Source organism: Streptomyces sp. W16, from assembly GCF_033194735.1.
GTDB lineage: Bacteria > Actinomycetota > Actinomycetes > Streptomycetales > Streptomycetaceae > Streptomyces.
The window spans coordinates 1-21,987 of the sequence record NZ_JAWOAI010000114.1 but is presented as its reverse complement, the minus strand read 5'-3'; the positions used below and the strand labels follow the sequence as shown (position 1 = coordinate 21,987).

Annotated in this window: 25 protein-coding genes and 1 pseudogene; 12 read left to right on the top strand and 14 right to left on the bottom strand. The window is 70.0% G+C overall.

The genetic code is table 11. From position 1 onward, the window contains the following. The 4 genes from R6V09_RS17590 to R6V09_RS17575 all read left to right on the top strand — a co-directional run. On the top strand, positions 1 to 658 hold a 658-nt coding region (locus R6V09_RS17590; RefSeq protein ID WP_317882357.1), incomplete at its 5' end, for a FecCD family ABC transporter permease. A 6-nt stretch (positions 659 to 664) separates the two neighbouring features. Continuing rightward, positions 665 to 1,492: an ABC transporter ATP-binding protein gene (locus tag R6V09_RS17585; protein WP_317882356.1), complete on the top strand. Its 828-nt coding sequence runs from the start codon at positions 665 to 667 to the stop codon at positions 1,490 to 1,492. Between the two features lie 112 nt (positions 1,493 to 1,604). Continuing rightward, positions 1,605 to 2,222, top strand: a complete 618-nt coding sequence (locus R6V09_RS17580) for a hypothetical protein (RefSeq protein WP_317882355.1) — start codon at positions 1,605 to 1,607, stop codon at positions 2,220 to 2,222. A 154-nt stretch (positions 2,223 to 2,376) separates the two neighbouring features. Next, the gene (locus R6V09_RS17575; RefSeq protein ID WP_317882354.1) at positions 2,377 to 2,994 is read left to right on the top strand and encodes a sigma-70 family RNA polymerase sigma factor; all 618 of its coding nucleotides are present in this window, start codon (positions 2,377 to 2,379) and stop codon (positions 2,992 to 2,994) included. Positions 2,995 to 3,298: 304 nt separating this feature from the next. Here R6V09_RS17575 and R6V09_RS17570 read toward each other — a convergent pair whose 3' ends face one another. Continuing rightward, positions 3,299 to 3,703 carry a nuclear transport factor 2 family protein gene (locus R6V09_RS17570; protein ID WP_317882353.1) on the bottom strand — a complete coding sequence of 135 codons (405 nt, stop codon included), beginning with the start codon at positions 3,701 to 3,703 and terminating at the stop codon, positions 3,299 to 3,301. 31 nt (positions 3,704 to 3,734) lie between these two features. Beyond that, positions 3,735 to 4,715, bottom strand: coding sequence for an aldo/keto reductase (locus tag R6V09_RS17565; RefSeq protein WP_317882352.1), 981 nt, complete (start codon positions 4,713 to 4,715; stop codon positions 3,735 to 3,737). A gap of 205 nt (positions 4,716 to 4,920) precedes the next feature. Here R6V09_RS17565 and R6V09_RS17560 point away from each other — a divergent pair, with 205 nt between their 5' ends. Further along, on the top strand, positions 4,921 to 5,826 hold the full coding sequence (locus R6V09_RS17560; RefSeq protein WP_317882351.1) for a helix-turn-helix domain-containing protein: 906 nt from the start codon (positions 4,921 to 4,923) through the stop codon (positions 5,824 to 5,826). Positions 5,827 to 5,896: 70 nt separating this feature from the next. On the opposite strand, the gene R6V09_RS17555 is transcribed toward R6V09_RS17560, so the two are convergent. After that, complete coding sequence (locus tag R6V09_RS17555; protein ID WP_317882350.1) at positions 5,897 to 6,676, bottom strand: SDR family NAD(P)-dependent oxidoreductase; 780 nt, start codon at positions 6,674 to 6,676, stop codon at positions 5,897 to 5,899. 86 nt (positions 6,677 to 6,762) lie between these two features. Between R6V09_RS17555 and R6V09_RS17550 the strand changes: the two genes are divergently transcribed. The 5 genes from R6V09_RS17550 to R6V09_RS17530 all read left to right on the top strand — a co-directional run bounded on the left by R6V09_RS17550 (position 6,763) and on the right by R6V09_RS17530 (position 10,666). Then, a complete protein-coding gene (locus R6V09_RS17550) occupies positions 6,763 to 6,999 on the top strand; it encodes a hypothetical protein (protein ID WP_317882349.1) in 237 nt (78 codons plus the stop codon). Continuing rightward, on the top strand, positions 6,999 to 7,376 hold the full coding sequence (locus R6V09_RS17545; RefSeq protein ID WP_019075518.1) for a hypothetical protein: 378 nt from the start codon (positions 6,999 to 7,001) through the stop codon (positions 7,374 to 7,376). The genes R6V09_RS17550 and R6V09_RS17545 overlap by 1 nt, the downstream gene beginning before the upstream one ends. A 57-nt stretch (positions 7,377 to 7,433) precedes the next feature. Beyond that, complete coding sequence (locus R6V09_RS17540; RefSeq protein WP_317882348.1) at positions 7,434 to 8,390, top strand: GlxA family transcriptional regulator; 957 nt, start codon at positions 7,434 to 7,436, stop codon at positions 8,388 to 8,390. Between the two features lie 138 nt (positions 8,391 to 8,528). After that, positions 8,529 to 9,527 (top strand): type I glyceraldehyde-3-phosphate dehydrogenase, encoded by a 999-nt coding sequence (gene gap, locus R6V09_RS17535; RefSeq protein ID WP_317882347.1) that lies wholly within the window; start codon positions 8,529 to 8,531, stop codon positions 9,525 to 9,527. A gap of 71 nt (positions 9,528 to 9,598) precedes the next feature. Then, a complete protein-coding gene (locus tag R6V09_RS17530) occupies positions 9,599 to 10,666 on the top strand; it encodes a P1 family peptidase (RefSeq protein ID WP_317882346.1) in 1,068 nt (355 codons plus the stop codon). Here the strand turns inward: R6V09_RS17530 and R6V09_RS17525 are convergent. From R6V09_RS17525 to R6V09_RS17515, 3 genes are read right to left on the bottom strand one after another with little or no spacing between them, the layout of a single operon-like run. After that, positions 10,650 to 11,153, bottom strand: coding sequence for a GNAT family N-acetyltransferase (locus tag R6V09_RS17525; protein WP_317882345.1), 504 nt, complete (start codon positions 11,151 to 11,153; stop codon positions 10,650 to 10,652). The genes R6V09_RS17530 and R6V09_RS17525 overlap by 17 nt on opposite strands. A gap of 38 nt (positions 11,154 to 11,191) precedes the next feature. Further along, positions 11,192 to 11,644 (bottom strand): pirin family protein, encoded by a 453-nt coding sequence (locus tag R6V09_RS17520; RefSeq protein WP_317882358.1) that lies wholly within the window; start codon positions 11,642 to 11,644, stop codon positions 11,192 to 11,194. A 45-nt stretch (positions 11,645 to 11,689) separates the two neighbouring features. Further along, on the bottom strand, positions 11,690 to 11,983 hold the full coding sequence (locus tag R6V09_RS17515; RefSeq protein WP_317882344.1) for a pirin family protein: 294 nt from the start codon (positions 11,981 to 11,983) through the stop codon (positions 11,690 to 11,692). A gap of 214 nt (positions 11,984 to 12,197) precedes the next feature. Between R6V09_RS17515 and R6V09_RS17510 the strand changes: the two genes are divergently transcribed. Continuing rightward, positions 12,198 to 12,341 carry a hypothetical protein gene (locus R6V09_RS17510; RefSeq protein WP_317882343.1) on the top strand — a complete coding sequence of 48 codons (144 nt, stop codon included), beginning with the start codon at positions 12,198 to 12,200 and terminating at the stop codon, positions 12,339 to 12,341. Positions 12,342 to 12,502: 161 nt separating this feature from the next. Here R6V09_RS17510 and R6V09_RS17505 read toward each other — a convergent pair whose 3' ends face one another. The 3 genes from R6V09_RS17505 to R6V09_RS17495 form a co-directional block, all read right to left on the bottom strand. Further along, entirely contained in the window at positions 12,503 to 13,159 is a 657-nt protein-coding gene (locus R6V09_RS17505; protein WP_317882342.1) for a response regulator transcription factor, read from the bottom strand. Positions 13,160 to 13,190: 31 nt separating this feature from the next. Then, positions 13,191 to 14,948: a sensor histidine kinase gene (locus R6V09_RS17500; RefSeq protein WP_317882341.1), complete on the bottom strand. Its 1,758-nt coding sequence runs from the start codon at positions 14,946 to 14,948 to the stop codon at positions 13,191 to 13,193. Positions 14,949 to 15,069: 121 nt separating this feature from the next. Further along, positions 15,070 to 15,591 carry a hypothetical protein gene (locus tag R6V09_RS17495; RefSeq protein ID WP_317882340.1) on the bottom strand — a complete coding sequence of 174 codons (522 nt, stop codon included), beginning with the start codon at positions 15,589 to 15,591 and terminating at the stop codon, positions 15,070 to 15,072. A gap of 279 nt (positions 15,592 to 15,870) precedes the next feature. On the opposite strand from R6V09_RS17495, the gene R6V09_RS17490 reads away from it, so the two are divergent. Continuing rightward, positions 15,871 to 18,507, top strand: a complete 2,637-nt coding sequence (locus R6V09_RS17490) for an alpha-L-rhamnosidase-related protein (protein ID WP_317882339.1) — start codon at positions 15,871 to 15,873, stop codon at positions 18,505 to 18,507. 85 nt (positions 18,508 to 18,592) lie between these two features. Here R6V09_RS17490 and R6V09_RS17485 read toward each other — a convergent pair whose 3' ends face one another. The 5 genes and pseudogenes from R6V09_RS17485 to R6V09_RS17465 all read right to left on the bottom strand — a co-directional run bounded on the left by R6V09_RS17485 (position 18,593) and on the right by R6V09_RS17465 (position 21,919). Beyond that, entirely contained in the window at positions 18,593 to 19,459 is an 867-nt protein-coding gene (locus R6V09_RS17485; protein ID WP_317882338.1) for an acyltransferase family protein, read from the bottom strand. A 65-nt stretch (positions 19,460 to 19,524) separates the two neighbouring features. After that, positions 19,525 to 20,175 carry a ScbR family autoregulator-binding transcription factor gene (locus R6V09_RS17480; protein WP_317882337.1) on the bottom strand — a complete coding sequence of 217 codons (651 nt, stop codon included), beginning with the start codon at positions 20,173 to 20,175 and terminating at the stop codon, positions 19,525 to 19,527. Between the two features lie 210 nt (positions 20,176 to 20,385). Further along, positions 20,386 to 20,487, bottom strand: a pseudogene (locus R6V09_RS17475) (VOC family protein); the annotation flags it as partial. Between the two features lie 103 nt (positions 20,488 to 20,590). After that, positions 20,591 to 21,445, bottom strand: coding sequence for a PaaX family transcriptional regulator (locus R6V09_RS17470; protein ID WP_317882336.1), 855 nt, complete (start codon positions 21,443 to 21,445; stop codon positions 20,591 to 20,593). 12 nt (positions 21,446 to 21,457) lie between these two features. Next, positions 21,458 to 21,919 carry an acyl-CoA thioesterase gene (locus R6V09_RS17465; protein ID WP_317882335.1) on the bottom strand — a complete coding sequence of 154 codons (462 nt, stop codon included), beginning with the start codon at positions 21,917 to 21,919 and terminating at the stop codon, positions 21,458 to 21,460. Positions 21,920 to 21,987 lie beyond the last annotated feature (68 nt).

Sequence of the window (21,987 nt, the reverse complement as noted above, 5' to 3'; positions counted from 1 at the left end):
CGGGCTCGGGGTGTCGGCGGCGGCCTTCATCGGCGCGGTGGTCGCGGGCGCGCTGGTCTTCGCCCTCGGACAGCGGCGGGGCCGACTCGCGCCGACCCGACTGGTGTTGGCGGGGGTCGCCGTCGGCTATGTCTTCCTCTCGGCGACCAGCTTCGTCCAACTCCAGGCGACGCCCACCGAGTTGCGCACGGTCATGTTCTGGATGCTCGGCAGCGTCGCAGGCGCCCAGTGGGACCAACTCCCCACGGTCACCGTGGTCGTGCTCGTCACCACCGCCCTCCTGGCGCTCTTCGGACGGCGGCTCAACGTCCTGCTGGCCGGCGACGAGTCCGCCACCGCGCTCGGCGTCGACGTCAACCGGCTGCGCGCCGTGCTCCTCGTGCTCAGCGCGCTGCTGACCGGAACCGTCATCGCCGTCGCCGGCAGCATCGGCTTCGTCGGCCTGATGATCCCGCACCTCGTCCGCCTCACCACCGGTGCCGACCACCGCCGACTCCTGCCCCTGACGGCCTTGTTGGGCTCGGTCTACCTGGTCCTCGTCGACCTGCTCTCCCGCACCCTCGACCGCCCCAACGAACTGCCACTCGGCATCCTCACCGCCCTCCTCGGCGCCCCCTTCTTCCTGTGGCTGCTGCGCCACAACAAGGGTCTGGACTGAAGCCCCATGAAACTCACCGTCGAACAACTCCACATCACCCTGGACCGCAGCCCGATCCTGCACGGCGTGAGCCTTGAAGCACACAAGGGCGACATCGTCGGCCTCGTCGGTCCCAACGGCAGCGGCAAGTCGACCCTGCTGCGCGCCGTCTACCGCTCGCTCCGCCCGGCGGGCGGAGTCGTGAGGGTCGGCGAGGACGACGTATGGACGCTGTCCGCCCGCGCCGCTGCCCGCCGTACGGCCGCGGTCCTCCAGGACGCCACCGGCAACACCACCGGCCTGACCGTGGCGGAGATCGTCGCCCTGGGCCGCGCCCCGCACCACGGCCTGCTGGGCCGTGACGGCACCGAGGACCACAGGGCGGTACAGGAAGCCATCGACCAGTGCGGCGTACGCCCCTACGCGGACCGCGACTATGCCTCACTGTCCGGCGGCGAACGCCAACGCGTCCTGCTGGCAAGGGCGTTGGCCCAGAACGCGCGACTCCTCGTCCTGGACGAACTCACCAACCACCTCGACATCCGTGCCCGCTTCGAGCTGCTGGACCTGATCCGCGCCACCGGCATCACCACGCTCGCGGTCCTCCACGACCTCGACCTGGCCGCCCGACTCTGCGACCACCTCGCCGTCCTGCACGAGGGAGCGGTGGTGGCCGCCGGGCCGGTACTGGACGTGCTGACCCCGCAGACCCTCCGGGATGTGTTCGGCGTACGGGCGAGCGCCGAGCGGCACGCCGACGGCGTCATCCGCATCACCTACGACGCCCAGCCGCTCGCCCGCGACGAGACGGCGGCGGCCCTCTCTCCAATAGAAGTCGGACGGGATTCCCGTTGAGTTCCGGGCTTTTGCTGTGGCCTGGGTCACATGCTGTGGGTTGAGTGTGGTGCGCTATGGGTTTGCTTACCCACACGTGACATTGGGTTTCTTGGTGCCAGGATGAGGCGCCATGAGACCAGGACGGTGTTCCCGCGCGATACGCGCCGCGGTGTTCGCGGCCGTCTGCGTGGTGCTCGCCTCCCTGGGGCACGTCATGATGTCCGGGAACCACGTGCCCACGTGGGCACTGTCCGCCGGACTGGCCGTCACCGGCGCCGCGGGCTGGTGTCTGGCAGGCCGTGAGCGCGGTCTCCCGCTGATCCTGACGGTCGTGCTCACCGCCCAGACGATGCTCCACGCGGCGTTCTCGCTCGCCCAGTCGGCGTCCGGCGAATCGGCCTCCGCGAACACGGACATGACCATGGGCTCGATGCGGCCGGGCTCCATGGACATGGGGACATCGTCGGCCGGCGGTACGCCCTCGACCGGCATGCTCCTCGCCCACCTGTTCGCCGCCCTGCTCTGCGGGCTCTGGCTGGCCCACGGCGAGAAGGCCGCGTTCCGCATCCTGCGCGTCGTCGTCGGCCGGCTGGCGGCTCCGCTACGACTGCTGCTGGCACTGCCCGCGCCCGTGGACCGCCCGCGCCTCCGCGGGCGTCGCATCCACTCGGACCGGGCACCGCACTCCCTCCTCCTGGTCCACTCGATCACCTCCCGGGGCCCGCCCGCGCGGACCGCTGTCGTCTGAGACAGCCGGTACCCCGAGGCCGCCCGTACGGCGCGCCTCCGGCCCCGGTCGTACGTCCGCGCAAGCGCCGTACGACCGTCCCTCCCCGCTCACCGGACCGCCCGTGTTTCCGCGTGCCCAGGTCCGGATCACGGATGACCGAGAAGGACACCAGGTGATCACTCCTGCCCTGCCCGCTCCGCGCGGCAAAGGCGAGAAGAAGTCGGCATCTCTCGACGAGTCGATAACCGCGTGGGCACTCGCTGCCCGCGGCGGTGACGCGGACGCGGTCGAGCACTTCGTCCGGGCCTTACAACGCGACGTCCAGCGGTACGTCGCTCATCTCTGCGGCGATCCGCAGGCCGCCGACGACCTGGTACAGGACACGTTCCTGCGTGCGCTCGGCAGCCTGCACCGCTTCGAGGGGCGTTCCTCGGCGCGCTCCTGGCTGCTGTCGATCGCCCGCCGGGCCGTCATCGACAGCTACCGGCACGCCGCCGCGAGACCCCGCCTGTCCGACGTACCGGACTGGCGGCTGGCGATCGAACTGGCCCAGCCGATCGACCTGCCCGGTTTCGAGGACGGCGTCGCGCTCCTCGACCTCCTGGCGTCGCTGCCGGACGAGCGCCGCGAAGCCTTCGTCCTCACCCAGATGCTCGGCATGCCCTACGCGGAGGCCGCCGAGGCGAGCGACTGCCCGATCGGCACGGTCCGCTCCCGCGTGGCGCGGGCCCGGGCGACCTTGACGGATCTGCTTGCCGAGGCCGACGAGCCGGCCGTAGCGACGGTCTGAGTGCTGTGTGGGGTGGCGGGCAGCGGCACTTGGCTGGGTGCTGAGGATCTGTGCGAGCAGGCACCAGAGCGTCGACACGATGTCGATGTGGCTCTCCGCGATTTCCGCGTTCGTGTCGGTCTGCGCCTTCGCAGCCGACCTGCTGCGCGAGCCGGCGGACGCCCCGGCGGGCGCCGACCGGCGGCGGAGGGCGGCAGACGAACTCGCTTCGGCGGTCCAGGCCCAGTGGGCGTCGGAAGCCCGGGCAGACTCGTCGTGCTTGGCGAACCGGGCGCCGGGAAGACCATTCTCGCCGTACGGCGCGCTACACGACCTTGGGCTTTTCGAGCATGGAGCCGACGTTGTGGTAGAACACCCGATTCTCGACGATCTTGCCGTCCCTGAGGGTGAATTGTTCGATGAAGTGGGTCAGCTCTCCGGTCGTGACGTCCTTGATGCCGACGCACGCGGCGACGCGGTCGCCGTCGGCGATGGTGTAGTGCACCGTGATCGAGGAGACCTCGATGTAGTGCGGCAGGACTTGGGCGAGGCCGAGGAATTCGTCCTTGCCGTGGTAGGCCTTTCCGAAGGGCAGGAACACCGGCTCGATGACCGCGACGTCCTCGGACAGAAAGGAGAAGACTCCCTCCACGTCGCCGCGGTTCGCCGCTGCGAACATGCCTTCTACGATCGCGCGGTTCTGCTCGGTCAGTGATGTGGCTGTGGACATGGCGTATCTCCTCTGGGGCGGTGAAGGTGGTTCAGCGGTCGATCGTCGACTCGTTGAAGTCGTCGTGTCGGGCGCCGGTGGCCGGCGTGAGGGTGTCGAGCCGCTGCAACTGGTCGGCGGTCAGGGTGACGCCGTCGGCGGCGGCGTTCTCCTCGACGCGAGCCACTCGCCGACTGCCGGGGATCGGGGCGATGTCCCCGCCCTGGGCCACCAGCCAGGCCAGCGCGATCTGCGCCGGGGTGGCACCGACCTCGGCCGCGATGTTCCGTACTTCTTCCACCAGTTGCAGGTTCTGGTGGAAGGCCTCGCCGATGAAGCGCGGACTGGTCTTGCGCCAGTCGCCGTCGGGAATCTCCTCCGGCGAGCGGATCTGGCCGGTCAGGAACCCGTGCCCGAGCGGCGCGTAGGGGACGAGGCCGATGCCCAACTCGCGCAGCAGGGGCAGCAGTTCGTCCTCGACGTCGCGGGTCCACAGGGAGTACTCGGTCTGCAGCGCGGAGATCGGGTGCACGGCGTGGGCGCGGCGGATCGTGTCCGGCGAGGCCTCGGACAGGCCGATGTTCAGGACCTTGCCTTCGGCGACCAGCTCGGCCGCGGTGCCGATGGTCTCCTCGATGGGGGTGTTCTGGTCGACGCGGTGCTGGTAGCAGAGGTCGATCCGGTCGGTGCGCAGTCGCTTCAGGGAGCCCTCGACGGCGGTGCGGATGTTGGCAGGACTGCTGTCGAACAGGCCGGTTCCGTCCCCGGCATGGGACAGGATGCCGAACTTCGTGGCGAGGACGACCTGGTCGCGACGCCCCTCCAGCGCCTGACCGACGACCTCCTCGCTGTGGTACGGCCCGTAGCTCTCAGCGGTGTCGATGTGGGTGACGCCGAGGTCGAGCGCGCGATGGACGGCGCGGATCGATTCGGCGTCGTCCAGGCCGCCGCCGGAGAGGAGGGTGCCGGCCATGGACATGGCACCCAGGCCGATCCGGGAAACCCGCAGGTTCCCCAGCATGGCGTGCTGCATCAGAGAACTCGTTTCTCGTCGAGAGTATCGAAAGAAGGCGCATCAGGGGGGAGAGGCGAGGGCCGACGTCCGTGGCAGCCGGGCGCCGTTCTCGATCTCGCCGACATCCAGCCAACATCGGTTCACCGCATGCCGACAGGCACTGCGGAAAGGGGTACTCACAGGGACCCCTTCCGGCATGCGGGCCAGGCCTACCCTTGATCCCATGGACGAGAAGGAGGCCGCACGGGCGGCGGTCCGCGAGTTCCTCACCACCCGCCGCGCCCGGGTCACCCCAACCGACGCGGGCCTTCCTCCGCAGGGCACCCGCCGTCGGGTCAAGGGCCTGCGCCGGGAGGAGGTCGCGTTGCTCGCCGGGGTCAGCCCGGAGTACTACGTGCGGCTCGAACGCGGCCAGGCAACCGGGCCCTCCGCCGGAGTCGTCGACGCCGTCGCCGGCGTCCTGCGCCTGGACGAGGACGAACGAGCTCACCTCGGCCGGCTGCTCGCCGCCCTGACGCCCGCGGCCCGCAAGCGGAGCCGCCGTGCGGCGAAAGACCTGGTCACCCCCGGAATCCGGGTGCTGTTGGACTCCATGGACCACCTACCCGCAGTGGTCTTCAACGGCCGGTTCGACATCCTCGCGGCCAACACACTGGGGCGCGCACTCCTCGCACCCGCGTTCGCCCTGCCCGGACGGACGAACAGCGCCCGTTTCCTCTTCCTCGACGAGCCCGGTGCCCGGGACCTGTTCCCCGAGTGGGACCGGATCACGGCCGACACCGTGGCGATGCTGCGCATCGAGGCAGGCCGGCACCCCGACGACCCCGACCTGACCGAACTGATCGGAGAACTCGCGACCCGCAGCACGGAATTCCGGACGCGCTGGGCGACCAACGACGTACGAACCCCCCGAGCCGGCGCGAAGACGTTCCGGCACCCACTCATCGGCGAGATCACACTGCCCTACGAGACCCTCCGCATCGACGCTGTCTCCAGCCAGATCCTCAGCGTCTACACGCCCCGACCCGGCACCCCCGAAGCCGACGCGATCCGACTCCTGGCCAGCTGGAACGCCGACAACCAACGGAACAGCGACCCGGCACCAGGAACACGACCGGAATCCCGATGACCACCTTGATCTCCAACGGGATCGGCACCGTTCACGGTGGCGGCGGACGAGCCCGGCGAGGTGGTACGGCTCAGTGCACGGAGAACCCGCCGTCGACGAAGAGCGACTGCCCGGTGACATAGGCGGAGGCACGGCTCGCCAGGAACACGGCGGCGCCCGCGAAGTCCTCGGCAAGTCCGTTGCGCCCGACCATCGTTCGGGCGGCCAGCGCCGCCACCTTCTCCGGGTCGTCCGACAGCCGCGCGTTGAGCGGCGTCATCACGAACCCCGGCACCAGCGTGTTGCAGGTGACGCCGTACGGCGACCACGCCTCGGCCTGCGACCGGGCCAGCGACTCCAGCGCGCCCTTGGACACCCCGTAGGCGCCGCTCTGCACGAACGCGCGATGCGCCTGCTGGGAGGTGATGTGGATGATCCGCCCGAAGCCCCGCTCGGCCATCCCGGGACCGAAGCGCTGGCCCAGGAGGTAGGGCGCCTCCAGGTTCACCGCCATCGTGGTGTCCCACACGTCCTCGCCCAACTCGCCCATCGGCGGCCGGAGGTTGATCCCGGCGCTGTTCACGAGAATGTCCGGCTCACCGAACGTCCCGGCCGCAGCCTCCGCCGCCGCACGCACCCCGTCACGCGTCCCCAGATCACCGCTCACCCACGCCGCCCGGCACCCCTCCGCCACCAACTCGTCGACGGTGGCGGCCAGTTCCTCCTCTTTACGGGCCACTACGACGACCCGTGCCCCAGCCCGCGCGAGTGCCCCGGCGACAGCCCGGCCGATGCCGGAACTGCCGCCCGTCACCACGGCCACCCGGCCGTCCAGCGAGAACATGTCGAAGAGATAGTCGCGAGAGATCATCCCCGCAGCCTAGGTGCCCGCCCCCGCGATCCGGTCCCGAGGACGGGCACCTCGCACGGATGGCACCAACTAGGTACCATCGACGTATGCCATCGCTGAATGTGTCCTTCACCGAAGAGGAACTCGACGGAGTGCGCGCCGCCGCCGCGGCCGAGGGGAAGAGCCTCAAGCAGTACCTGCACGACCTCGGCGTCCGTGAGATGCAGCGCGGCCGGTTCGTCGCCGGAGCGTCCGAGTGGGCCGAGCGGTTGCGCGGCGAGTTCGACGACGCCTTCCCCGAAGAGGTGCCGCCCTCCGAGCGCGGTGGGGCCGCGGCCGCCTGATGCACCTGTACATCGACGTCTCCTGGCTGCTCGACGTCCAGGAGGCCGCCCTCTCCGACGAGGACATGTCGGTCTCGGACTACTCCGCGCTCGTGGCCGCCGTAGCCCGCCACAAGACCAAGTTGCCGACCCTCGCCGCCGCCGACCCGGACGCCGCCTGGCGGGCCGCCGCCCTCATGCACACCATCGTGCGCCTGGAGCCGCTCCCGCACCGCAACAGCCTGTACGCCGCGTTCGTCGCCGCCCAGTACATGGGCCAGTCCGGCGAGGGCATCGACCCGCCCTACGGCGCCCTCTCCGAGCTCGTCCGCAAGATCCGCGACACCCGTGTCGGCGTCGTGGCCGTCGCCGACCAGCTGCGCTCCTGGAAGGTCTGACCTGGTCCTTCCCAGTCCTCGTGACCGGGTGGCCGTACCTCTGCGTACGCTGTTGCCGTGTCAGCCGCCCGCCTCCGCCGTGTCGCCGTCCTCGTTCTCGAAGGCGCCAAACCGCTCGACGTCGGTATCCCCGCGCAGGTCTTCTCGACGCGGGCGAGCATGCCCTACGAGGTGCGGCTGTGCGGTGCGGCTCCCGGTCTGGTGACCGGTGGTGACGGCCTGTCGTACCACGTCGCCGACGGCCTCGACGCGCTGGCCTGGGCCGATATCGTCTTCGTCCCCGGCTATCGGTTCCCGGACCGTGAGGACCCGCCGCAGGCCGTCCTCGACGCACTGATCACCGCCCACGACCGGGGCGCACGGCTCGCCGCGATCTCCACGGGGGCCTTCGCGCTCGCCGCCACCGGGCTGCTCGACGGCAAGCGAGCGACGACCCACTGGCACTACACACGGGCACTCGCGGCCAAGTACCCGCTCGTCAAAGTTGACGAGAACGTCCTGTTCGTCGACGAGGGCAGCATGCTGACCTCGGCCGGCGCCGCCTCCGGCATCGACCTCTGCCTGCACATCCTGCGCAGCGACCTCGGAGTGGCCGCGTCCAACCACGCGGCCCGGCGCCTGGTCGCGGCCCCCTACCGCAGCGGCGGCCAGGCGCAGTACGTCCCGCGCAGTGTGCCCGAGCCGCTCGGCGAAAGGTTCGCCGCCACCCGCGAGTGGGCGCTGCACCGGCTCGACGAGCCCCTCACCCTCGAAACACTGGCCCGACAGGCCGCGGTCTCACCGCGTACGTTCTCGCGGCGCTTCGTCGACGAGACCGGCTACACGCCGATGCAGTGGGTCATGCGCGCCCGCATCGACATGGCCCGCGAACTGCTCGAACGGTCCGAGCGAAGCGTCGAGCAGATCGCCGCCGACGTCGGCCTCGGCACCGGCGCGAACCTCCGGCTGCACTTCCACCGCCTGCTGGGCACCACACCGAGCGAGTACCGGCGCACCTTCGCCCAGGGGGAGTAGCCGCAGCCCCGAGCCCCGGCCATGAGCGAAAGCCCTGGGACGGCCTTTGGCGAAATCCTTTTGAACCGTGGCGATCACGCCACTGTCACCGACGGTTGCCGCGCGGGAGCCTGGTGTGGAACCGAAGGGACTTCACTTATGACTCGCATCGCCATCAATGGATTCGGCCGCATCGGACGCAATGTGCTGCGCGCCCTGCTCGAACGGGACAGCGACCTCGAAGTCGTCGCCGTCAACGACCTGACGGAGCCCGCCACCCTGGCCCGTCTGCTCGCCTTCGACACGACGTCCGGCCGGCTCGGCCGCCCCGTCTCCGTCGACGGGGACACCCTTGTCGTCGACGGCCGGCGCATCAAGGTGCTCGCCGAGCGCGAACCGGCGGACCTGCCCTGGGCCGAGCTGAATGTCGATCTCGTCCTTGAGGCCACGGGCCGTTTCACATCCGCCAAGGCCGCCCGCGTCCACCTCGACGCGGGCGCGCGCAAGGTGCTCGTCAGCGCGCCCTCGGACGGTGCCGACGTCACGCTCGCCTTCGGGGTGAACAACGACGCCTACGACCCTGCCGCGCACACGATCGTCTCGAACGCCTCCTGCACGACCAACGCGCTGGCGCCACTGGCCGCGGTGCTCGACGAACTCGCCGGTATCGAGCACGGCTTCATGACCACGGTGCACGCCTACACGCAGGAGCAGAACCTCCAGGACGGCCCGCACCGCGATGCCCGCCGTGCCCGTGCCGCCGCGGTCAACATCGTGCCGACCACGACGGGAGCCGCCAAGGCGATCGGCCACGTCCTGCCGAACCTCGACGGCAAGCTGTCGGGCGACTCGATCCGGGTGCCCGTACCGGTGGGCTCGATCGTCGAGCTCAACACCACGGTCTCCCGCGACGTGACCCGAGAAGAGGTGCTGGCGGCCTACCGCACCGCGGCCGAGGGGCCCCTCGCGGGCGTCCTGGAGTACTCGGAGGACGCGCTCGTCTCCTCCGACATCACAGGCAACCCGGCCTCGTCGATCTTCGACTCGGCCCTCACCCGCGTCGACGGTCGCCATGTGAAGGTCGTCGCCTGGTACGACAACGAGTGGGGCTTCTCCAACCGGGTGATCGACAGCCTGGAACTCCTCGCCGCCGGCTGACTGACCACGTGGGGTGGAAGGCGGGTGACCGCTGTCCGCCGGCGTGGCCGGTGCTGCCGTAGTGTCTGGCCATGCCCGAGTCGCCCCACCCCGATCCGCTCGCGCCCGCTGTGCCCCGCCGAGCCCGTGAACTCGGGCTCGGCGCAGGTGACTTGCCCACGGGGACGCACAACGCGATCACGGACGTGCCCGGCATCCGTGTCGGGCACACCACACTGATCCGCCCGCCGCACGTGCACAGCGGCGTCACCGCAGTCGTGCCCGACGGAGTGGGACCAGCCGGCCCGTTGCCCGCCGGGGTGTTCGCGGGCAACGGCTACGGCAAACTCCTCGGCACCACGCAGATCGCCGAATTCGGCGCGCTCGAAACCCCGGTGCTGCTCACGTCGACCCTGTCCGCCTTCCGGGTCGCGGACGCCCTGGTCGGCTGGGTCCTGGAACGGCCCGAGGCGGCGGACGCCCGGAGCGTGAACCCGGTGGTGGGGGAGTGCAACGACGGCCTCCTGTCCGACATCCGGTCGCGTCCGGTCCGCGAGGAACACGTCCGCGCCGCACTCGACACCGCGTCCGCCGGGCCGGTCGCCGAGGGCTCGGTGGGCGCGGGCACCGGCATGACCGCGCTCGGTTTCAAGGCCGGCATCGGCACCTCGTCGCGACGCGTACCGCTCGCGGGCCGGGAGACGACGCTCGGGGTGCTGGTGCAGGCCAACTTCGCCGGCACACTGCGGGTACGGGGCCGTACGGTCACTCCCGCCGACGTGGGCGTCCCCATCGAGGAATCCGGTCCCGGCCCGGAGAGCGGCTCCTGCATGATCGTCGTTGCCACCGACGCGCCCCTGGACGCCCGCCAGCTCACCCGACTCGCCCGCCGCGCCGTCTACGCGCTGGCCAGGGTCGGCGCCGGTTACGGCCACGGCAGCGGCGACTACGGCCTCGCGTTCGGCACCCGTCCCCTGGGCACGCCCGCCGGACCCCCGGTGGTGCCCGATGCCGGGCTCGACGTCCTCTTTGGCGCGGTGCTGGACGCCGTGGAAGAGGCGGTTCTGAACTCGCTGTTGACCTCGACCCCGGTGACGGGGCCGCGCGGGCACACCCGTTGTCCGTTGCCTGCGGCAGCGCTTCTCAGTCTGCTGGGGTGAGGGTGCGCTCGTACCAAGTGCCCTGCTTGCCGCCGATCTCGGCCGGGAGCGCCGGGCCCACCGGGACGAACCCGGCCTTGGCCAGCACCTTCCGGGACGCGGTGTTGGCGTCAGCGGTGGCCGCCCGGAGCGTACGCAGACCGTGGCGTGTCGCCGCCAGCCGGCACAGTTCCCCGACGGTCGCGGTCGCCACGCCCTGCCCGGCGACGTGCTGCGCCACCCGGTAGCCGAGGTCGGCGGTACCGCCTTCGACGAGGTCGAACAGGTTGAACCTGCCGAGCACCGAGCCGTCCTCGGCGACGAGCACATGGAAGGCGCAGACTCCGGCCTCCTGCTCGGCCAGCAGGGCGTCGTACCGGTCGGCGAAGTGCGCGAAGTAGTCGTCACCGCGGTCGGAGACGGAGACGGCGAAGTAGGCGCGGTTCGCCAGCTCGAAGGCCAGGACCGCCGGGGCGTGATCGGCGCGCAGCCGCTGCAACTCGGGCACGGCCCGACCCTACCCAGGCGGGCCACCGGCGGGGCAAGTCACTTTCTGACGAGGAAGCAGGTCCCGTTCGCGTTCCGTATCTCCGGCACACCCAGGTAGGCGAGGTCCTGTACGAAGCGCTGCCGTGACACCGGGATGTCGCCGGCCGAGTACAGATAGTCCGAGTACATGCGCTCGGTGGGCTCCTGACCCGACCAGGTCAGCTCTTCGGTCAACCAGCGGATCACCCCGGGATCGACCGGGCGGACCGCACCGGGTTCGAAGGTGGCGTGCATCTCCCAGACGAGGATCTCCGCGGGCCCGGTCGCGCCGACCCGGTGTCCACCCGTGGCGGTGAAGCGCACGGCGTCGCCCTCGTCGAGCCTGCCGGTGCCCTCCAGTTCCACCGAGCCGCGGGCGACGAACAGGTGCAGACACGGCGCCTCGGGCAGGAGCACCTGCTGCCCGGGCCGCAGCCGCGCCGCGTACAGCGCGGCATGCCGGTTCCGGATCCGGATGGCGCTCGTGTCCTTCCCGGTCCATGCCGGACGCCACCGTCACCAGCCCGCCGGACAGCAACTCGCCGTCGTTTTCCAGCTGTTCGTAGCCCGGAGCGACTGGGCCGGCCCGGGGTAGATCACACCGGAGTGGCCGCCGGAGTCCTGATGGACCAGCGAGCCCTGGAGAACCCAGGTGACGATCTCCATGTCCTGGTGCGGATGGGTGTCGAAACCCGTGCCCGGCTGCACCAGGTCCTTGTTGTGGACCAGCAGCAGACCATGGTGAGTGTTGGCCGGATCCGGCTGATGGGTGCCCAGGGAGAACGAGTGCTTGGAGTCGAGCCAGGACAACCGACTCGCAGGCCGCCCGCCGGCTGACCGCCAGGCTTCCGTGGGCCCTCGACGCCCGGTTGCAGCGCGATGCCGGGCTGAGCATGGTCGAGTACATGAGCATGGCCATGCTGGCCGAGGCTCCCGAGCGGACCCTGCGCATGAGCGTGCTGGCCGAGCACACCAACTCGTCGCTGTCCCGGCTTTCGCACCTGGTGAAACGGCTGGAAAGCCGGTGCGGAAGCTGGAGTCCGCCGCACCCGGGCATGTGGCCCACGTGCGTCACCTGGTGGTCGACAACCTGCCCGGCGAGCGCCTGCGCCGCCTCGGCCGGGACGCCGAGCGAATCCTGCAACGCATCGACTCGCCCGTGCGCTGACGGTCGCCCGAGGTCAGGCGTCCGAGCTGCCTGACATTCCGAGACGGTGGTCTCTCGGGCTCGTCAGTCACTTGAGCATTGAAGTCATTGAGTGCGCCTGCCGTCGTCAGGCAACCCGGCCGGGCGGTCGATGACCGCCCATGACCGCGGGGGCCTGCGCCTCAGCTGGGCTCCAGCCCCGCGTCCCGCGCCAGCAGCGCGGCCTGCACCCGATTCTCGCACCGCAGCTTCGTCAGGATCCGGCTGACGTATGTCTTCACCGTCGCCTCGCTCACATGGATCCGGTCGCCCGCGTCGGCGTTCGACAAGCCCTCACCGAGCAGCGCGAGCACCTCCAGTTCACGGGTGCTCAGTGTCTCCAGACGCCGCCGCGCCTCCTCGCCACGCGCCGCGGTCTGCCCCGAGGCGAGGGAGTCGACCACATGGCGGGTGGCGGCCGGCGAAAGATACGCGTCCCCGGCCGCAGCCGCCCGCACCGCCTGGATCAGCTCGGCCGGCGCCGAGTCCTTCAGCAGGAACCCGGCGCCACCCTGGCTCAGCGCCCGCAGTACGTTCTCCCGCTCGCCGAACGTCGTCAGGATCAGCGGACGTACGGCCGGTGCCGCCCGCCGGAGTTCGGCCAGTGCGGACAACCCGTCCAGCACGGGCATCTGGATGTCCAGCAGCGCCACGTCGACGGAGTGAGCGCGGACCAGGTCGACGGCCTCGCGGCCGTTGGCCGCCTCCGCCACGACGTCGATGTCGTCGGCGGACGTGAGGATCATCCGGATGCCCGCCCGGATGAGCGGTTCGTCATCCGCGACGAGGACTCTGATCACAACTCTCCTGCAGGACGTGTGGTGAAGGTCGCTACTTGACCAAGTAGGCCTTTTTCTCGATCAGTTTGCCGTCCTTGAAGCAGAAGCGGTAGGCGGGCATCTTGTCGCCCTCGTTCGGCCACTCCTCCGTCGACAGGTAGGTCGCGCACGTCGCTCCCCGCGGCACGGCGGGCCTCTGATCGTCGTCTATGACCCCGGCCAGGAACGACTTACCGTGCGGCAACCTGTCCCGCACGGCCGTCTCGGTGTCTCCGACCTTCACGGAGTTGTAGACGGACGGCTCGATCATGAGCTTGTCGGACTCCTTCTCCACCAGGTTGACGACCAGCACGACGGCCAGTACCCCGAGAACCAGGAAGGTCACCACTGCGGCACTGCATCCGATCACGAGGCCTTTCCTCTTGCGTCCCATGGCGATGTCGAACTCCTTCTGCCTGTCCGGCGCACCGGACCAGTCGATGTCCGCACCACCGTCGCCGGGCACCACCCCTTCGCTCTGCCCCCGGAAGTCGTCCGCACCATCGACGAAGGTCGTTCCTTGCCGCTCCGGGTCCGCTCGCCGCTGGTCCCCGCCCGGCGTGCCCGCCGGCGGGCCGTACGGCAGCACGCCCGCGACACGGAACCCGCCCTCGGCCGTGGAGCCCGTATGCACCATGCCGCCGACCAGTCGGGCCCGCTCCTGAAGGCCGGTGAGGCCCTGCCCGCCGCTGACCACGGTGTGCCGTCCGCCACCGGTCGTCACGGGTATCGGCCCATTGGCGACCTCGACCACCAGGGAGTCGGGCTCGTACCGCAACTCGACGGCGATCGAGGCCCCCGGTGCGTGCTTCAGGGCGTTGGTCAGCGCCTCCTGCACGATCCGGTAGGCCGCGTGGTCGGCGGCGGGGGTCAGTGGCCGTGCGTCGCCCGTCAGCCGTAGCTCCACGACCGAACGTGGGCTCCGGGATGCCGCCACCAGGTCGGCTATCCCCGCCACACCCCTGGCCGCGGGCTCCGGGTCGGCCTCGTGCTCCCGGGCCCGGTCCGGAGTGCCGTCGTGCAGGATGCCGACGGCCTCGCGCAGCTCGTGCATCGCGGCCACGGACGCCTCCCGGAGGACGCCGACCACCTCGCGCTGTCCGTCCGTCAGGTCCCGGTCCACCTCCAGAGCGCCCGTGTGGACGGCGATCAGCGCCAGTTGGTGGCCGAGGCTGTCGTGCATGTCCTGCGCGATGCGCTGCCGCTCGCGCAGGCGCGCGTGGGACGCGATGATCTCGCGTTCACGCAGCAGTTGGGCGTTGTGCTCGTGCAACGCGTGCACGAGCCTGCGCCGTTGAGCGCGATAGCGACTGGTGAGACCGGGCACGACCGTGGTCGTCACGAACGCGAGCGTGGTGAACACCAGCGTCTGCGCCGTGGCCAGGCCGAGTGGCTCCTGGCGGACGGCCAGTCCCGCGTAGAGGACGTAGGTGGTCCCGAACAGTGCGAGCGCCCGCCGAGGCGCCTCGATCCGCGCCCCCGCCGACCAGCTCACGGCTATCAGCACGAGCCCGAAACTGCCTAGCGCACCGGCGATAGCGCCCGTGAGTACCAGCACGGTCGCCGGGAAGGACCGCCGCAGCAGCGAGAGCACGATGGCGGTCACCGCCGCGGCGATCATCAGCGGCACGCCCTCGCCGATGAAACTCACCGACCCGACCAGGCCCAGCACGAGGGCCAGTACGGTTTCGCCGACGATCTGCCGCCTGGACCACAGATGTGCCGCACTCAGCTGCTTCCGGACCTCGCGCGCCTTCGTCTTCACGTCCACGCGCCAAAGGTAGACATCATCGCCCGCGCGCACAGCATCCGTTCGTCGCAACCAAGAGCGACCAAAGTCGTACGGCGGCCCGCAGGCGGGCGGGCTCGGGCGCGCGGTGTCCGCGAGTCCGTCAGCCGTTGTCGCTGAAGGACTTGATCTGGCACTCGACCTTGTACTTGTCGTAGTCGGGCAGGTTCATGCTGTCACCGCTGACCAGTCCCCAATTCCCGTCGGAGACAACGCTCTTGATCCCGTGACCGTTCATGCACTCCACCATGGCCCGCACCCCGTCGCCGTAGCGGGGATTCATCGCCGGGTCCATCTCCGCCGGCTGGAGCGGGTATTTCGACTCGCACGCCTTGAGCGCCGGGCTGTCGGGGGCGGGTTTCCGGTCGGCCGGCACTCCGTGTTCGTGGAGGCAGTCCGTCCAGGCGTCCCAGAGCCTGTTGACGTCCTGCTGGTTGTCGTCGAGACGGATCCGCACGTGCCCGGCGTCCGGGTCCGCCGTCTGTCCGGCGGTGGTGGAAGGGGTGGCGATGGAGGCGACACCCTCGTCTCGGGTGCCGCTCCCGTCGTTGCCGCAGGCGCTGAGCAGCACGAGAGCCGCGCTTGCCGTGACGACGGTTCGGGCGGCGTGAGTGAAGGAGGACATGGCGCCAACATCCCGGCCAGGTATGAAGATCCTGTCAGCGATCGATCAGCATCCTGTCTGTGCGGGAGCGTGCGATGGCGGCCGCAAGAGGACTGTTCCGCGACCTTCGAACTCAGTGACCGGAGACCCCGAACGGCTCCGCCAACACCTGCCGGACCCACCGCGGACCCGTCGAACAACTTCTGTCTCAACGCTGTACGCGAATCCGGTGTTCGAGATAGCGTCACCACGCAGCTGCCGAGTGAAACGATTCAATCCACTGCCGCACAAGGGGACAGCATGGCGTCGAACAGCACACCGGACAAGGGCATTTCCCGTCGCGCAGCTCTGGCCGCAGCCGGCACCGTCGGACTCACCGCAGTGTCCCTCTCGACCGGACTTCCCGCGGCGGAGGCGCTCCCCGCCGCGGAAGCCTCCGCTTCGCTCACCGGCAGCCCGTCGCGCCGTGCCGGCGGCTGGCACCGCTATGTGCAAGGGCCGTCCTCGCGCACGGTCCGGCCGCTGCGGATCGTGTCGTCGACCGGAGACGTGAAGAACCCCAACGGGCTGCTCAAGCCCGGCGGTTCCAGATCCGTCCTGCGGCGCCCGCAGCCCGCCGCCGCGCCCGCCTGGCCCGCCGGCACCACGGCCGAGGCATCGTCGGCCCACGCGGGCAACAACGGCAACGACGGACAGCCGCGCACCTACGACGCTTCCAACGCGATCGACGGAAACCCGGACACCTTCTGGAACGACGACACGCTCGGGGTGTTCCCCGACGTCCTCACCATCACCGCACCGCAGGTCGCGACCCTGCAGGGCATCACGGTGATCTCCAACAGCGACGGTGTGCCGACCGACTACACCGTCGACGTGTGGCGCGACGGCAACTGGCACACCGCCGCCACGGTCACCGGCAACGACGCGGTGCAGAAGGCCGTTCCGTTCACGGAGCAGGTCAGCACCGATCGCGTGCGCATCACGGTGACCCACGCCCAGGACACCTCGCACGGCAACTTCACCCGGATCAACGAGGTCTGGCCCGCACCGGTCGAGCCGATACCCGTGCCCAGCGTCACGGTGGACTTCGGCAAGGTCGTGGTCGGATATCCGCAGATCCGGTTCACCTCCGCCTCCGCCAACTCCCCAGGTGTACGCGTCGCGTTCTCCGAGACCCGCCAATTCCTCACCGACCGCTCGGACTTCACCCGCTCCGACCAGGCGGGCGGCGCCGGACAAGGCACGGACCAGTTCGCCGTACCCGCGAAGGGCGCCAACTGGACCGACCACAAAGGCTTCCAGGCCGGAGACAAGGTCTTCGCGGACGGACTGCACGGATTCCGCTACCTCAAGATCAGCCTCGACGCACTCGCCACGGACAGCCCCGCCGCGCAGCCCTGGGGGACGGTCGAAATCGACTCCGTGGCCCTGCAGTTCACCGCGTACGTGGGCACACCGAGCACCTACCGGGGCTGGTTCCTGTGCTCCGACGACGAGTTGAATCGTTACTGGTACGGCGCCGCGTACACCAACGAACTGGTCACCGACACCTTCCGCCAGGACGACGTCGATCCGCGCAACGCCTGGAGTGCCACGCTGGAGGGGAAGCTGGTCCTCCAGGACGGTGCCAAGCGCGACCGCGACCCGTACGTCGGCGACCTCGCCGTCTCCGCGCGCACCCTCTACCTCACCCACGACGACGCAGCCGCCGCGGCCCGCAACGTCCTGGCCGACCTCGCCGACCACCAGCGCGCCGACGGCTGGATCCCGCCCGCATCCATCGGTAACTACACCCTCCCGCTCTTCGACTATCCGCTGTACTGGGTCACTTGCAGCTGGGACTACGTCCTCTACACCGGGGACCGGCAGTACGCGACGCGCTACTACCCCGCGCTGGTGAAGGTCCTGGACACCTGGTATCCGAGCGTCACCGACGATGCGGGTCTACTCAGCAAGGGCCTCAACGGCACCGACGGATACGGCGATTACGCCTTCCTGGGCCGCACGGGTCGCGTCACCTACTACAACGCCCTCTACGTCCAAGCCCTCCAGGGCGCCGCCCAGTTGGCGCGGCTGCAGGGGCAGCAGGCCGATGCCACGCGGTGGAGCGCCAGGGCGGACAAGGTCGCGCAGGCCGTCAACTCGCTGCTGTGGGACGCGGATGCGGGTGCCTACTTGGACTCCTCGACCGGTGCGGTGCGGCACGCACAGGACGGCAACTCCCTCGCCGTCGTCACCGGCATCGCCGACGCGGACCGCGCCACCTCGGCGCTCGCCCATCTCGACGCGACGACGAAACGGGCGTACGGCAACGCCTTCATGGACAACGACACCCTCTTCGACCAGGCCTCCCAGCGGGTCTACGCCTTCACCTCCTACCCGGAGATCGAGGCCCGCTTCCTGACGGGTCAGGTCGACTCCGCGCTCGACCAGATCCGCCGTATGTACGGCTGGATGGACAAGAACGACCCCGGCATCACCAACTGGGAAGGCATCGGCCCGAACGGGTCCCTGTACGAGGACGCGTACACGAGCATGGCTCACGGCTGGTCCACCGGAGTCCTGCCCGCGCTCACCAACAACCTCCTCGGCGCCCGGCCGACCTCGCCCGGCTACGCCACCTGGGAGGTACGCCCGCAGCCCGGCGGCGTCGACTGGGCGACGGGACAACTCCCCACCCCGCACGGGCCGTTGGGCGTCGAATGGGAGAACGGCACTCGCGTCTTCCGCCTCACCGTCCGCGTACCCAAGCACACCCAGGGCTCCGTCACCCTGCCCGGTGACGCGCGCCGGCAACGTGTGTCCGTCGGCCGGCGGACACTCTGGGACGGCAAGCGAGCGTCGACCCGCGACGTGACCGTGACCGACGGCACGGTCACGGTGTCGGGCCTCGGCGCGGGCGAGCACAGTCTCGTGAGCGAGCTGCTCGGCAACTGACGTCATCCGGTGCCTCGTTGGCGCGGCATCGCAAGGAACCGCTCCGGGACAGACCAACGTCCGTCTGCCTCGGGGCGGTTCACTCTCACGGGGCGCGCGCGCCGAGGTCGTGGAGCAACCGGATGACGGGGTAGTACCACAGGTACATCCCGTAGCTCAGGTTGCGTCCGATCCACACCGGCGCGGACAGCGACAGCAGGCGGGAGGGCCAGGTGTCGGGGCACAGGTCCAGTGCGGCCACCACACAGGCCGTCAGCAGAGCGGCGGCCAGGAATCCCACTGTGTACCAGACGGGATTCCATCCGCTGACCTCGGTGATCGGGATCTGGCAGGCGATCAGCCCCATCAGCACGAGCGCGGGGCAGCACAGCCGTCCCGCCCAGCGGCGCAGCAGCGCCAGCCGGGGGTCGTCGGCGCGCAGCCGGGCCAGCACGAGGGCCGGCAGAGCGCCGACGAGGAGCTGGTCGGCTCGGGTGTCGGGGCCGTTGTAGACGCGGTGTGCCGCCGAGGGATCCCAGAGCACGGTCCGCCAGAGCACCGGCAGTACGCACAGCACCGCGACCCGGCCCAGCACCGCACGCGGCCTCGCGTGCCGGAGCAGCACCAGCAGGAGGAGGGGCCAGGCCAGATAGAACTGCTCCTCCACTCCCAGGGACCAGGTGTGGCTGAGCGGCGCGGTGAGATCCGAGTACGTTCCGGCGTTCCCCGCCCGTACCAGGTTGACGACCGAACCCGCGGCCAACACCGCCGCCACCCAAGCCTCTTGGAACGGCGGCAGCGCGAACGTCACGGACAGGACGGCGGTCACCGCGCACATCACCAGCAGGGCCGGCATCAGCCGCAGCCAGCACCGGCGGTAGAACGACCACAGTCCGATACGACCGGTACGGGCGTACTCGGTGACCAGCAGCCGGGTGATGACGAATCCGCTGATCGTGAAGAACACGTCCACGCCCACCGGGCACCAGATCCGGTTCCACGTGGTAGACGATCACCAGCGGTAATGGCCGTCAAGAGTCAGCTCGTGCCGGTCTGTGTCTCGGCGTGGACGGCGAGGGCGCGCAGCGGGGTGAGGTCGAGGGAGGTGAGGACGGAGGAGTGCACGACGGAGGGGAGGGTGTGGCGCAGGAGGGCGGAGGTGAAGTGGGGGAGGTTCTGGTAGGCGGTGGTCGCCTGGGACATCGCCTGGATGCCGGCGAAGGCGCCGGCGAGGACTTCGGCCGTCTCGACGGGGTCGACGTGCGGGAGGAGTTCGCCTTGGGTCCGGGCCTTGTCGAGGAGGTCGGTGATGATGGTGGTCCAGTGGTGGAACGGGCCGGTGCGGTCGACGCCGTCGGCACGCTGGTCGAGAGCGAGCCGGGCGCCGGCCCGGACCATGGGGTCCGTCTGCAGGTGGTAGGCGTGGAGCATGGCCGTATCGACGAGCTCCTGGGTCTTGCAGGGGCGGTCGGGGACGGCGAGGTTTTCGTTCTGTCCGGCCAGGACGCCTTCGGCGAGCTGTTCCTTCGACTTGAAGTGGAAGTACAGGGCGCCCTTGGTGACGTTGGCCGTGGTGAGGATCTCGCTGATCGTGGCCGCCTGGTAGCCGCGCTCCTCGAAGACGCTGGCCGCGGCGACAAGGATGGTGCGGCGGGTACGGATCGCCCGGTCCTGTTTGGGTCCTGGCATGGGCCGGCGCCTTTCGTTGCGGGTGAGCTGCGCTGTCCAACTCGTTAAAAATACCGTCCAGTTCGTATAGTCTACGGCGCCCCATAGCTCGCCGAGAGGCCTGTGACAGGCCGATTGACGGCTGAAACTTCGTCAACAGGTGTGTGGCAGCTGGTTTTCCGGACCGGTCATGCCGTTTTTTCGAACCCTGTTCGGCCGGTCGATCGCTCCGACGGGCGCGCTGCTGCATCCGTCGGGCCGACCGCTGAGTGCGGCGTCCAGCGTCTCCTGGGCCACGCGCATGGCTTCGGCGTACACGGGGTCCCGCCGGCGTGGTGTCGCTCTGCTCGGACGTCATGATCCTTTCGCCGAAGTCGGTTGTCGGCGGCGACATCAAGCAGGAAGCAGGACTGTTCCTGTCCTGCACGTCGGCGGATCACGAAGTGTCGGTCAGCAGCCTTCTGGCGAACTCGTGGGCCGGTTCCGCCAGGGTGCTCCGAAGCGTGGCGAACAGATCCGCCGCCGTCGCGCCGGACCAGGTGGGCGGAAGGAGGGTGTCGGGCAGACCCGGGTCGAGGTAGGGGAGCCGGCGCCAGGCCGTCAGGACGTGGACGTAGTCGACGAACGCCTCGCCGTCCGACCGCATGTCCTCGCCGGGCGTGGCCCAACGGCCCGCCACCGGCGTGAACTCGGCGACGAAATCGTCGTAGAGCTTCTGCAGCGCCTCCAAGTCCCACCAGCGGCCCACCTGTTCGGCCGGGTCGCCGAACGCCACGTAGTCGGCGCGGAACAGGTCGACGTACTGGTCCAGGCCGTGCTGGAGGAGATGTTCGCGGGTGTCGTCGAGGGCGTGGGCCGGGGCGATCCAGACCCCGGACGAGACCGTCCCGAACCCCAACCAGGCCAGCCGTGAACGGAGTTGGTGACGGTGCTGCCGTTCGCTCTCCGGCACCGAGAAGACGGCGATGACCCAGCCGTCGTCGGTGGCGGCGTGGCGTTCGAAGATACGGCGGTCACCGGTCTCCAGGACGGAGCGGGCGTACGGCGAGAGCGCGTAGCCCGCGCGGCCGTTCCGTCGCTCGGCCACCAGGATCTCGCGGCGCTTCAGCCGGAAGATGGAGGAACGGACCGCCTGGGCGTCGACGTCCAGCTCGGCGAGGAGTCGGATCAGCGTGCTCACACTGATCCAGCCGCCGACCTCGCGCGCGTAGAGGCCGTACACCGTCACGATCAGGGATCGCGGTGGTGCGGGCTGGCCCGGGCTGTCGTCAACGAGATCGCTTGCCGTCATGATCGGATTATTTTAGTGCGCCGCGCGGGCGTCGGGTTCTGCCCGGTCGGCTGTGCCCGTCCCGTCCAGCGCCGCACGCCAGGCGGCCGGCCAGGGTGCGCTGCCGCCCGCCTCCTTGTCGGGGACGTGCACGGTGACGTAGCTGCCCTTGGCGGCACGGCGGCGGGCGCGGCCGTCCGAGGCGCCGCGCCACACCTCGAAGCCGAAGGTCATCGAGGACCGGCCGAGGCGGATCAGCTCGACCCGCGTCTCGACCTCCTCGCCGAAGCGGATCGACGCCTCGAACTCCACCTCGTACCGCACCCTCGGGGCCACCGGGAAGTAGCCCGGGATGTCGTACGCGCGCATCAGCTCGGCCTCCGCCGCCTCGGCGAACCGGACGACGGTGGTGTTGTGGTAGATCCCGGCCGCGTCGGTGTCGATCCACTCCACGCGGGTGCGATGGACGCCGTAGGGGCGGTCCTCGGCGCTCATTCGGCCGCCCCGCCGGGAGTCCACCGCAGGTGCACGGCGTCCCGCGGGGTCTCGCGCAGCAGCGCGAG